At 70.1% G+C, this 11,899-nt stretch carries 9 protein-coding genes; 6 read left to right on the top strand and 3 right to left on the bottom strand.

The features are described 5' to 3' along the window. The first annotated feature begins 214 nt into the window (after positions 1 to 214). Together ACIBK1_RS29805 and ACIBK1_RS29800 are read left to right on the top strand one after the other, a co-directional pair. On the top strand, positions 215 to 691 hold the full coding sequence (locus ACIBK1_RS29805) for a GNAT family N-acetyltransferase (RefSeq protein WP_396739017.1): 477 nt from the start codon (positions 215 to 217) through the stop codon (positions 689 to 691). Between the two features lie 296 nt (positions 692 to 987). Next, the gene (locus tag ACIBK1_RS29800) at positions 988 to 3,405 is read left to right on the top strand and encodes an RICIN domain-containing protein (RefSeq protein ID WP_357316696.1); all 2,418 of its coding nucleotides are present in this window, start codon (positions 988 to 990) and stop codon (positions 3,403 to 3,405) included. A gap of 93 nt (positions 3,406 to 3,498) precedes the next feature. Here ACIBK1_RS29800 and ychF read toward each other — a convergent pair whose 3' ends face one another. Next, the gene (gene ychF / locus ACIBK1_RS29795) at positions 3,499 to 4,587 is read right to left on the bottom strand and encodes a redox-regulated ATPase YchF (protein ID WP_030507516.1); all 1,089 of its coding nucleotides are present in this window, start codon (positions 4,585 to 4,587) and stop codon (positions 3,499 to 3,501) included. Positions 4,588 to 4,774: 187 nt separating this feature from the next. Here ychF and ACIBK1_RS29790 point away from each other — a divergent pair, with 187 nt between their 5' ends. Both ACIBK1_RS29790 and ACIBK1_RS29785 read left to right on the top strand, forming a co-directional pair. Continuing rightward, the gene (locus ACIBK1_RS29790; protein WP_396739138.1) at positions 4,775 to 6,010 is read left to right on the top strand and encodes a DNA recombination protein RmuC; all 1,236 of its coding nucleotides are present in this window, start codon (positions 4,775 to 4,777) and stop codon (positions 6,008 to 6,010) included. 10 nt (positions 6,011 to 6,020) lie between these two features. Further along, a complete protein-coding gene (locus ACIBK1_RS29785) occupies positions 6,021 to 6,521 on the top strand; it encodes a DUF6542 domain-containing protein (RefSeq protein WP_396739014.1) in 501 nt (166 codons plus the stop codon). A gap of 56 nt (positions 6,522 to 6,577) precedes the next feature. On the opposite strand, the gene ACIBK1_RS29780 is transcribed toward ACIBK1_RS29785, so the two are convergent. Continuing rightward, the gene (locus ACIBK1_RS29780; protein WP_030507519.1) at positions 6,578 to 7,543 is read right to left on the bottom strand and encodes a 4-hydroxy-3-methylbut-2-enyl diphosphate reductase; all 966 of its coding nucleotides are present in this window, start codon (positions 7,541 to 7,543) and stop codon (positions 6,578 to 6,580) included. An 89-nt stretch (positions 7,544 to 7,632) separates the two neighbouring features. On the opposite strand from ACIBK1_RS29780, the gene ACIBK1_RS29775 reads away from it, so the two are divergent. Together ACIBK1_RS29775 and xseA are read left to right on the top strand one after the other, a co-directional pair. Continuing rightward, positions 7,633 to 8,628, top strand: coding sequence for a hypothetical protein (locus tag ACIBK1_RS29775; RefSeq protein WP_396739012.1), 996 nt, complete (start codon positions 7,633 to 7,635; stop codon positions 8,626 to 8,628). 127 nt (positions 8,629 to 8,755) lie between these two features. Continuing rightward, positions 8,756 to 9,961: an exodeoxyribonuclease VII large subunit gene (gene xseA, locus ACIBK1_RS29770; protein WP_030507521.1), complete on the top strand. Its 1,206-nt coding sequence runs from the start codon at positions 8,756 to 8,758 to the stop codon at positions 9,959 to 9,961. 24 nt (positions 9,962 to 9,985) lie between these two features. Here xseA and asnB read toward each other — a convergent pair whose 3' ends face one another. Continuing rightward, positions 9,986 to 11,827 carry an asparagine synthase (glutamine-hydrolyzing) gene (gene asnB, locus ACIBK1_RS29765; RefSeq protein WP_396739010.1) on the bottom strand — a complete coding sequence of 614 codons (1,842 nt, stop codon included), beginning with the start codon at positions 11,825 to 11,827 and terminating at the stop codon, positions 9,986 to 9,988. Between the last annotated feature and the right edge of the window lie 72 nt (positions 11,828 to 11,899).

Below are 11,899 nucleotides of genomic sequence, written 5' to 3'. Positions count from 1 at the left end.
CACGAATGCGTCTAGGGCAGTTGACCCAAGCGTTTCCGCTGGCCATGGAGGATCTGACCGGAGGGAGAGGTGTGGCGGGTGATGCCGCTCACCGCCATGACCGCCGCTTTTGCGCGACCCGGTCGCCTCAAGGCCGTTCGAGGTCGTAGGCGGCGTCCGCCGTCGCCCGCAAAATATCGTGCAGTCCGCCGAGCCGGTCAGGAAGTATGCGGAGGTGGCCATACCGCAGCAAGAGCATCCGGTACGGCAGGCGACGGCGGCCGACGCCGCTGCCGTCGCCGAGTTGCTGGACGCCTTCAACCGCGAGTTCGACGCGCCGTCACCGGGAACGGACGTGCTCACGGCACGCCTGCGCCGGCTGATCGGCGGAGACCACCTCGTCGCCCTTCTCACCGGCGAACCGGCCGTCGGCGTCGCGGTTCTGACCTTCCGGCCCGACGTCTGGCACGAGGGTCCGGCCGCGGTCCTGGACGAGCTGTACGTGCGGCCCGGCCTGCGCGGACGGCGGTTCGGGCACGCCCTGCTGGAGGAGGCGTGCCGCCTCGCGCGGGAACGCGGCGCGGACATCCTCGCGATCAACGTCGACGGCGAGGACACCGACACGCGCCGCTTCTACGAGGCGCACGGCTTCGCCAACACCGAACCCGGGGCGGCCGAGCCGATGTTCTACTACTACCGCGACCTCGTCTGAGCACCATCTGAGCAGCGCGAACCTCAGTGACACGCGTTCCAACAATCTCTGCCATAACCGAGCGCAACCGAACGTACGCGCACGCCTGAAACTTTCATCGCGGGCGACAGCCGTCAGGCGCGTTTCTGCTGCACGCCAGTTCAGCCACGTTCACACGCCATCTTTCCCTCCTGACCGTGCCTTGACATGCCCTGACCGCTCTGACATTTTCAAACGGCTTCCAACAGAAAGCGATCCAGCAGGGCTGGTGAACCGCCCTCACTCATCCCCCACACGGACAGCCCCGGAGGTCCGGCATGCGCAAACGTCGACCAGTCGGCGACAGGAAATGGGTCCGCATCATCATGGCGACGGTCACGGCGGCCGTGACCGGCGCCGGCGCCGTGGTGATGACCGCGCCGGCGGCCCAGGCGGCCACGACGACCATCACGGTGAACGGCGGCTCGACGGGACGCACGTTCGACGGAGTGGGGGCGATCAGCGGCGGCGGCGGCAACTCCCGGCTGCTCATCGACTACCCGGAGACGCAGCGCTCCCAGATCCTGGACTACCTGTTCAAGCCCGGGTACGGCGCGGCGGTGCAGTTGCTGAAACTGGAGATCGGCGGTGACGCCAACTCCACCGACGGCTCCGAGCCCAGCATCCAGCACACCCGCGGCGACATCAACTGCAACGTCGGCTACGAGTTCTGGCTGGGCGAGCAGGCGGTGGCCCGCAACCCGAACATCAAGCTGATCGCGCTGCCGTGGACCGCGCCGGGCTGGATCGGCGGCGGGAACTTCTGGTCCCAGGACATGATCGACTACGACATCTCCTGGCTCAACTGCGCCAAGCAGCACGGCCTGACGATCAACTACATCGGCGGATGGAACGAGCGCGGGCACAACAAGACCTGGTACAAGAACCTCCGGTCGGCCCTCGACTCCAACGGCTACGGCAACGTGCAGATCGTCGGCGACGACAGCTTCGGCCTGTCCACCGCCGACGACATGCTGAGCGACCCGGCCTTCAAGGCCGCGGTCGGCGTGGTCGGGTCGCACTACCTGTGCGGCTACCTGGGCGACGCCACCTCGTGTCCGTCCAGCGCGAACGCCGTGGCCACCGGCAAGCCGATCTGGAACAGCGAGTTCGGATCGCAGGACTACATCAGCGGCTCGGCCCCCTACATCCGCAGCATCACCCGCGGATACCTCGACGGCCAGATGACGGGCTTCGTCAACTGGCCGCTGGTGGCCGCGCTCTACCCGAACCTGCCCTTCAACACCACCGCCCTGGCGGTCGCCAACTCGCCGTGGTCGGGCTCCTACCAGCTGGGCCGCAGCCTGTGGGCGAACGCCCAGGTCGCCCAGTTCACCCAGCCGGGCTGGCGCTTCCTCACCGGCTCCGCGAGCGGATACCTCGGCGGGAACCGGAGCAACGGCAGCTACATCTCTCTGAAGTCCACGAACAACACCGACTACTCGACCATCTACGAGACCAGCACGTCGACGACCACGCAGACCGTGAACGTCAACGTGACCGGCGGGCTGAGCACCGGCACCGTGCACGTCTGGTCCACCAACCTCGGCTCGAACAACCCCGCCGACTGGTTCGTCAGGCAGCCGGACATCACCCCCAGCAACGGCTCCTACTCGCTCACCATGCAGCCGAACCGGATCTACTCGGTGACCACGACCACCGGTCAGGGCAAGGGCACGGCGGCCGGACCGGCGAGCGCGCCGCTGGCTCTGCCGTACTCCGACGACTTCGACGCCTACGCCTCCCGCACCGAGGCCAAGTACTTCTCCGACATGCAGGGAGCCTTCGAGGTCCGGCCCTGCGCCGGCGGCCGGGCCGGTCAGTGCCTGCAGCAGGTGACCCCCGTGCGTCCGATCGAATGGCAGGACGACAGCGACGCCTTCGGCCTGGTCGGCGACCCGTCCTGGAGCAACTACAAGGTCAGCGTGGACGTCAACTTCCAGCAGGGCGGCACCATCACGCTGCTCGGGCGGGCGAACACGCAGTCACGCCCGCAGAGCCACCAGGCGGCCTACCAGTTGCGGCTGAACAACTCCGGCGCCTGGTCGATCGCCAAGAGCACCACGTCCGGCACGGTGAGCACCCTCACCTCGGGCTCCCGGAGCTCGCTCGGGACCAACACCTGGCACACGATCTCGCTCAGCTTCTCGGGCAACCAGATCAGCGCCACCCTCGACGGCGCCGCGCTCGGCTCGGTGACGGACAACTCCTACTTCGCCGGACAGGTCGGGCTCGGAGTGGTCGGCTACCAGACCGACATGTTCGACAACCTCTCCGTCACCGCGACCAGCGGCGGAAACGGCAACACCAGCGTCGGCCCCATCAGGGGCCAGGCCTCCGGCCGCTGCGTCGACGTCCCCAACCAGTCCCAGACCAACGGCACCCAGGTCGCGCTCTGGGACTGCAACAGCGGCGCCAACCAGACCTGGACCCTCACGCCGTCCAAGCAGCTGATGGTCTACGGCACCAAGTGCCTGGACGCCTACGGGCAGGGCACGGCGGACGGGACCCGGGTCGACATCTACGACTGCAACGGCGGCACCCACCAGCAGTGGACGCTGAACTCCGACGGCACGATCGTCGGAGTCGGCTCGAACAAGTGCCTGGACGCCTACGGCGGCGGCACCGCCAACGGCACGCAGCTGGTGATCTGGACGTGCAACGGCGGCGCGAACCAGAAGTGGTCGCGCAGCTGAGCCTGCGATGACACCGGTCGGCCGGGTCCGCGCCGCAGCCCGCGGCGCGCACCCGGCCGGCCGTTCGCCGCGAGCACGGCGGACGGCGCCGGTTCAGACGTTGAAGCGGAACTCCACCACGTCGCCGTCGCGCATCACGTAGTCCTTGCCCTCGATGCGGGCCTTGCCCGCCGACCTGGCCGCGGTCATCGAACCCGCCCCCACCAGGTCGTCGAACGAGATGACCTCGGCCTTGATGAAACCGCGCTGGAAGTCGGTGTGGATGACCCCGGCGGCCTCGGGCGCGGTCGCGCCCTTGCGGATCGTCCAGGCCCTGGCCTCCTTGGGGCCGGCCGTCAGGTACGTCTGCAGGCCGAGCGTCTCGAAGCCGACCCGGGCGAGCTGGGCGAGGCCCGACTCCTCCTGGCCGACGGACTGCAGCAGCTCCAGCGCCTCGTCGTCGGGCAGCTCCACCAGCTCGGACTCGATCTTCGCGTCGAGGAACACGGCCTCCGCCGGCGCCACGATCGCCGAGAGCTTGGCCCGCAGGTCGGCGTCCATCAGCTCGTCGGCGTCGAGGTTGAACACGTACAGGAACGGCTTGGCCGTGAGGAGATGGAGCTCGCGCAGGTCGGCGAGGTCGATCCCGGCCGCCTTGCCCCCGGCGTACAGGGTCGTGCCGGTGTCGAGCAGCTTCGCCGCGGCCTCGGCGGCCTCCAGGAGGACCTTGCGGTCCTTGTTGTTGCGCGCCTCCTTCTGCAGGCGGGGCAGCGCCTTCTCGATCGTCTGCAGGTCGGCGAGGATCAGCTCGGTGTTGATCGTCTCGATGTCGCGCTCCGGCGCCACCTCGCCGTCCACGTGGGTGACGTCGGGGTCGGAGAAGACCCGGATGACCTGGCAGATGGCGTCGGTCTCGCGGATGTTGGCGAGGAACTGGTTGCCCCTGCCCTGGCCCTCCGACGCGCCCTTCACCAGGCCCGCGATGTCGACGAACTCGACCTTCGCCGGGAGGATGCGCGCGGACCCGTAGATCTCCGCCAGCTTGTCCAGACGGGCGTCCGGCACGCCGACGATGCCCACGTTCGGCTCGATCGTGGCGAACGGGTAGTTGGCCGCCAGGGCGTTCCCGCTCTTGGTCAGTGCGTTGAAAAGCGTGGACTTGCCGACGTTGGGCAGGCCGACGATCCCGATGCTCAGGCTCACGTACCACGAGTTTAGGGGCCTCGGGGGGTGCGCCGGACATCGGCGGCCGCGTGGTCCGGCTCGGCCCGCTCCCAGGCGCGCCTCCCTGTTTGGCACGCCAATGCCTGAAATCATCCAGACCGTGGATGTCGTGGCGCTCGCAGTGGGACTGGTGATCGGCGTGGTGGTCGGCGCGGCCCTGGCCGGGATGCGGACCGCGGGCCGGACCGCCCAGGCGGCCGCCAGGGTGGCCGAGGCCGAGGCGCGGACGCGGGCGGCCGAGGACAAGGTGGCCTACATGGAGAACCAGCTCACCGAGCGGTTCCAGGCCATCTCCGCGCACGCCCTCGACGTGGCCAACCTGCGTTTCCTCGAACTCGCGGAGAACCGGCTCAACACCACGAGGGCCGAGGCGGCCGGGGACCTCGACCAGCGCAGGCAGGCGGTCGAGAACCTGGTCGCGCCGCTGCGGGAGACGCTCTCCAAGGTGGAGAGCCAGCTCAGGGAGAGCGAGTCGGGCGCCCGCGCCGCCCGCGCCGAGCTGAGCAAGCAGATGGAGTTCGTACGGGAGAGCTCCGATCGGCTCAAGGCCCAGACGGACGCGCTGGTGCGGGCGCTCCAGCGGCCGGAGGCCCGGGGGCGGTGGGGAGAGCTGCAACTGCGCCGGGTGGCGGAGATCGCCGGAATGGCCCGCTTCTGCGACTTCGACGAGCAGGTGAGCGCCGTCACCCGTGATGGCGTGGTCCGGCCCGACATGGTCGTACGGCTCAGCGGCGGCAAGAACGTCGTCGTGGACGCGAAGGTCTCGCTCGCGGCCTACCTGGAGGCGGCCGAGGCCGCCGACCCCGCGTTCGCCTCGGCCCGGCTGGACGCCCACGCGCGGCACGTGCGCGAGCACGTGGACCGGTTAGCCGCGAAGTCCTACTGGCAGGCGTTCAACCCGTCGCCCGAGTTCGTGGTCCTGTTCATCCCCGGCGAGGCGTTTCTCGCGCCCGCCCTGGAGCGCGACCCGGGACTGCTGGAGTACGCGATGCGCAGGCGTGTCCACATCGCCACTCCCACGACGCTCGTCACGATGCTCCGCACGGCCCAGTACGCCTGGCAGCAGACCGCGGTCAGCGAGAACGCCAAGGCCGTCTTCGATTTGGGCAAGGAACTGTACGAGCGGCTCGGCGGTCTGGGACGGCACGTGGACAACCTCGGCAAGGCGCTCACGAGAGCGGTCACCGCGTACAACCAGACGGTCGGCTCGCTGGAGAGCCGGGTCCTGGTCAGCGCGCGGAGAATGAACGACCTCGGTCTCGTGGACTACTCGCTCGACGCCCCTTCGGCGGTCGAGGAGGTCCCCCGGCCGGTCGCCATCCCCGAACTCGAAGGTGAAGAGCGGGTAAGCCCCCCTCCCCCGCATCGTCAGAACGGTAAATTGACGCGAGACTTGTCGTAAGGGGGGCCCGATGACAGGCACCGGTCGAGCGGGGCTGCGGCTGACCGCTCGGGGGGCGATCGTCATGCTCTTCGTGATCACTCTGGTGGGCATGCCGTTCCTGCCCGGGCCCGCGTTCGTGGCCGGTTGCCTCGCGGCGGTCCTGTTGGTGCGTCCCCGCGATCTGCTGCCGCTGGTGGTGACGCCTCCGCTGGTCTTCTTCGCCGCGGCGCTGCTGGTGGAACTCCTGCGGGCGCTCAGGTCCGCGTCGATGCTCCAGACGTTCGGGCTCGGGATGTTCACCGCGCTGTCGTCCGGCGCGCCGTGGCTGTTCCTCGGGGCCGCGCTGGCGCTGGGCATCGCGTGGGTGCGCGGCCTGCCCGCCAACCTGAGGGAGCTGCGCGCCGGGGCCGCGCCCGAACCGACGCCGGCCGCCCGCTCCCGTTCGCGCCGTGGCCGGGCCCGCACGTTCGACCCGGAGCCGGAGGGGTACTTCGAGCCCCGCGTGTACGGCAAGGCCGCCGACGAGTGAGCTGCGCCGGCGTGACTTGGGCCGGAGTGAACTGAGCCGGCGTGACCTGAGGCCGATCAGACCGCGCGGAGGTCCTTGCGGAGTTCGTGAGGCAGGGCGAACCGCATGCTCTCCTGCACCGACTCGACCTCCTCGACCTCGGTGAAGCCGTGCTCGGCCAGCTTGGCGAGCACTCCCCGCACGAGTTCCTCCGGGACAGAGGCGCCGCTGGTCAGGCCGACCGTGGCCACGCCCTCCAGCCACTCGTCCCGGACGAACGAGGCGTCGTCGACGAGGTAGGACGCGGCGGCGCCGTAGTCCTTCGCGACCTCGACCAGGCGCTTGGAGTTGGAGGAGTTGCCCGAGCCGACGACGATGACCAGGTCCGACTCGGCGGCGATCTGCTTGACCGCGGTCTGCCTGTTGGAGGTGGCGTAGCAGATGTCGTCGCTCGGCGGGTCGATGAGGTTGGGGAACCGCGTCCGCAGCCGCGCGACCGTCTCGGTGGTCTCGTCCACCGACAGGGTCGTCTGGGAGAGCCAGACCACCCTCTCCGGGTCGCGTACGGACACGCCCTCGACGCCGTCGAGCCCGTCCACGAGCTGGATGTGCTCGGGCGCCTCGCCCGCGGTGCCCTCGACCTCCTCGTGCCCCTCGTGCCCGATGAGCAGGATGTCGTAGTCCTTGGCCGCGAACCTCTTGGCCTCGTTGTGCACCTTGGTCACCAGAGGGCACGTCGCGTCGATGGTCCGGAGACTGCGGCTCGCGGCCTCCTCGTGCACGGCGGGCGCGACACCGTGAGCGGAGAAGACGACGATGGCCCCCTCGGGGACCTCCTCGGTCTCCTCCACGAAGACGGCGCCGCGCTCCTCCAGCGTCTTCACGACGTGGGTGTTGTGCACGATCTGCTTGCGTACGTAGATGGGCGCGCCATACTGCTCAAGCGCCCGCTCGACCGCCTGCACCGCTCGGTCGACACCCGCGCAGTAACCGCGGGGCTTGGCGACCAGGACACGGCGGGTCGCTGAGGTCTGCACGTCCATGTTCCTATGCTATGTGGAACGCGAGCCACCTCTTGACCCTGGTCTTGCAAGACTGGGTGTACCAGATACGCATCTCCCCGGGAGCCGAAATGTCCGTCCTTAGAGCAATAACGACCGTTCTTCAGACCGCTCTGAACGGGGTCGGACAGGCGCTGCTGGCCGGCGACAAGATCAAGACCACCATCAAGGAGCGCTTCGCCGGTGGCGAGGCGCAGGACGGTGAGCGGCGCGAGACCGCCGAGGCGCCGCGGACCGAGGAGACGGCAGAGCAGACCACCGGGCAGACCACCGGGCAGACCGCCGGGGAGCGGCCCGCGCGCCGGGAGCCCGTCATCTTCGCCCCCCGGCCGAGCAAGGCCGAGAAGGCCGAGGCGGTGACCACCGAGGCGACGACGACCGAGGCGGCGCCCGCGGAGACCGCCCCCGCCGAGGCGGCGCCCGCCGAGCCTCCGGCCGTCGAGAACGTCGAGGCCCCCAAGCCCGCCGAAACCCCCAAGCCCGCGGAGACCGCCACTCCGGTCGAGGCCGTGGAGGCGGCAGCCGAGCCGAAGCCCGAGGCCGCCCCTGCCGCGGAGCCGAAGAAGCCGCGCACCCGCCGCAAGGCCACCGAAACCACAGAAACCACCGAAACCGCCGAGCCTGCTGCAAGCGCCGAGCCCGCCGCAACCGCTGAGGCCGCCGCGACCCAGGAGGAGGCCGCGCCCGCCGCGCCGAAGAAGCCGCGCACCCGCCGCAAGGCCGCCGCCGAAACCACCGAGAGCACCGAGAGCACCGAGAGCACGGTCACCGCCGCGCCGAAGACGACCAGGACGCGCAAGAAGCCCGCCGCGGCAGCGCCCGAGCCGGTTCAGCAGCCCGTGCAGCAGTCCGTGGAGCAGCCGGCGGCAGAGGAGACGACCGCCGAGGCGGCGGAGCCGATGCCGGGCTACGCGAACCTCACCGTGGCGTCGCTGCGGGCCCGGATGCGCGGCAAGTCGGCCGAGCAGGTGCACGCGCTGCTGGATTACGAGCAGGCGCACCTGAACCGCCCCGAGGTGGTCCGGATGTTCCAGAACCGGCTGGCCAAGCTCCAGTCCGAGTCCTGATCCCGGGCCGCGCCCGCTCGGCCGTACGCCGGGCGGGCGGATGAGGCGTCCTCCGCCTGGTCGCCTGTGGATTGTCGGCAGGTACGGCTAGCCTGCAGATGCGAGCCGGGCCAGGCGAGGAGGGCACTTGAGCGCGAAGACGTCTCCTGAGGCGCCGCTGCCGATCAGGTCGGTGCTGCAGATGGTCGCCCAGTGGATCGGCAAGCTGGGCACCGTCTGGGTCGAAGGGCAGATCACCGAGCTGACCGCCCGGGGCGGCACCGTCTTCCTGACGCTGCGCGATCCCGTGGCCAACGTCTCGGCGAGGATCACCTGCGCCCGGGGCGTGTACGAGGCGAGCGTGCCGCGTCCCGTCGACGGCGCGCGCGTCGTGATGCACGTCAAGCCGGACTTCTGGGTCAACAAGGGCTCGTTCGCGTTCACGGCCCTGGAGATCCGCCCGGTCGGCATCGGCGAACTGCTGGCGCGGCTCGAACGGCTCCGCCAGGTGCTGGCGGGCGAGGGCCTGTTCAACGTCGACAGGAAGAGGCGGCTGCCGTTCCTGCCGGGCACCGTCGGGCTCATCTGCGGGCGCGACTCGGCGGCCGAGCGTGACGTGCTGGAGAACTCCCGCCGCCGCTGGCCCGCCGTCCGGTTCAAGGTGGAGCAGGTCGCCGTCCAGGGGTCGTACGCCGTGGGCGAGGTGACCGAGGCGCTGCGCAAGCTCGACGCCGACCGCGAGGTCGATGTGATCATCATCGCCAGGGGCGGCGGCTCTCTGGAGGACCTGCTGCCGTTCTCCGACGAGTCGCTGGTGCGGGCCGTCGCGGCCTGCCGTACGCCGGTGGTGAGCGCGATCGGCCACGAGCAGGACAGTCCGCTGCTCGATCTGGTCGCCGACGTGCGCGCCTCGACCCCGACGGACGCGGCCAAGAAGGTCGTGCCCGACGTGGGCGAGCAGCTCACGCTCGTCCACCAGCTCAGGGACCGGGGCCGCCGGGTGCTGCGGGGCTGGGTCGAGCGCGAGATGTCCTGGCTCGAGTCCGTGCGCTCCCGGCCGTCGCTCGCCGATCCCGTCCGGGAGCTCGACCGGCGGGCCGAGCAGGTCGACGCGCTGCGCGAGCGGTCCAGGCGCTGCCTTTCGGCGTCCCTGGACCGCTCGGCCGACTCGCTGGAACATCTCAGGGCCCGGCTGGTGGCCCTGTCCCCCGCCGCCACGCTGGAGCGGGGTTACGCCATCGCGCAGCGTCCTTCCGGAGAGGTCGTCCGCCTGGCGGAGGACGTCAAGCCGGGTGACGAGCTCACGATCCGCTTCTCCGACGACCGGGTGACCGTGACCGCCCAGGACGCGTGAACCGGAGCCGCGGGCGGCGGCGGGTCAGATCGCGAGACGCACGTCGTAGGCGCCGAGCCACGCGTTGATCTGCAGGATGCCCTCCAGCGACGTCCGGGCGCCCTGCAGGCTGACCGCGCCCAGGGGCTGGTCGAGGATCGTGCGCACCTTCCCCGCGTCCACCAGGCAGCCGATGGCCGGGCTCCCGTCGAGCACGCGGGTCACCTCGGCACGCAGCGCACGCTCGTACGCCGGGTCCTGCGTCGAGGGGTAGGGCACCTTGCGACGCTCGACCACCGAGCGGGGCAGCACGTCGGCCGTCGCCGCGCGCAGCAGGCTCTTCTCGTGCCCGTCGAAGGTCTTTATGGCCCAGGGGGCGTTGAAGACGTACTCGACCAGGCGGTGGTCGCAGAACGGCACCCGGACCTCCAGGCCGACGGCCATGCTCATGCGGTCCTTGCGGTCGAGCAGGATCTGCACGAACCGGGTCAGGTGCAGGTAGCTGACCTCGCGCATCCGCTTCTGCAGCCCGGTCTCCCCCGGCACCCGGGGCACCTCGGCCAGCGCCCGCTGGTAGCTGTCGGCGCGGTAGGCGGGGATGTCGAGCTTGCGCAGCAGTTCCTCGTTCAGGAACTCGCCCCGGGTGGACAGTCCCGTCTGGCCCCGCATCGCGAGCCACGGGAAGGTGCCGGAGTTGACCGCCTCGGGATCGTGGAACCACCGGTAGCCGCCGAACACCTCGTCGGCGGACTCCCCCGACAGCGCCACCGTCGAGTGCCCCCTGATCGCCTTGAAGAGCAGGTAGAGCGAGGTGTCCATGTCGCCGATGCCCAGCGGGAGGTCCCGCGCCCGCAGGACGGCCGCACGCACGGCGGGATCCATGAGGTCGGCCGAGTCCAGCACGATGTCGGTGTGATCGGAGCCGACGTGCCGTACGACGTCGTGGACGTACGGGGTGTCCGGGGTGTCGCGCATGTCGTCGGCCTGGAAGTTCTCGCTGTAGCCGGCGAAGTCGACGGAGAACGACCGCACCCCGCCCTGGCCGGCCAGCGCGCGGGCCGCGAGCGCGGTGACCGCGCTGGAGTCGAGCCCGCCGGACAGCAGCGTGCACAGCGGCACGTCGGAGATGAGCTGCCGCTCGACGATGTCGTCGAGCAGCTCGCGCACGGTCCTGATCGTCGTCTGCAGGTCGTCGGTGTGCTCGCGGGCCTCCAGCCGCCAGTAGCGGCGCTTGCTCAGGCCCTCGCGCCGCACCTTCACCACCTGGCCGGGCCGCACCTCGTACATGCCCCGGAAGACGGCGCACTCGGGCGTCTTGACGAAGGCCAGGATCTCGCGCAGGCCGTCGGCGTCGACCACCCGCTCGGCGAGCGGGTTGGCCAGGATGGCCTTGGGCTCGGAGCCGAACAGCACCCCGTTCGCCGTCGGGTAGTAGTACAGCGGCTTGATTCCCATGCGATCGCGCACGAGCAGCAGTTCCTCGCGGCGGGCGTCCCAGATGGCGAAGGCGTACATGCCGTTGAGCCGGGAGACGAAGTCCTCGCCCCATTCGAGGTACGCCTCCAGGACGACCTCGGTGTCGCTCTGGGTCCGGAAGCGGTGCCCGCTCCGGGTGAGCTCGGCGCGCAGCTCCCTGAAGTTGTAGACCTCTCCGCTGTAGGTCAGGGCGGCCACGACCTCGCCGCCGGCGTCGGCGGTCATGGGCTGGCGCCCGCCCTCGATGTCGATGATGGCCAGCCGCCGGTGGCCGAACGCGGCGTGCGGAGTGAGCCACATCCCTTCGGCGTCGGGCCCGCGGCACGCCATCGTGTCCGTCATGGCCTGCACGGTCTCCCGCTCGCGACGGAGATCGCGTCCGTAGTCCACCCAGCCGCTGATTCCACACATGAGGATGACCCCCCGATCATCGCCCTCGACAATGGTTAGTACCTCTAAGTAACGGACAAAGCCTACGATTTA

It is taken from the genome of Microbispora rosea, from assembly GCF_044460045.1.
Lineage (GTDB): Bacteria > Actinomycetota > Actinomycetes > Streptosporangiales > Streptosporangiaceae > Microbispora > Microbispora rosea.
The sequence above is the reverse complement of the archived record's forward strand: the minus strand, read 5'-3'. Positions and strand labels throughout refer to the sequence as shown.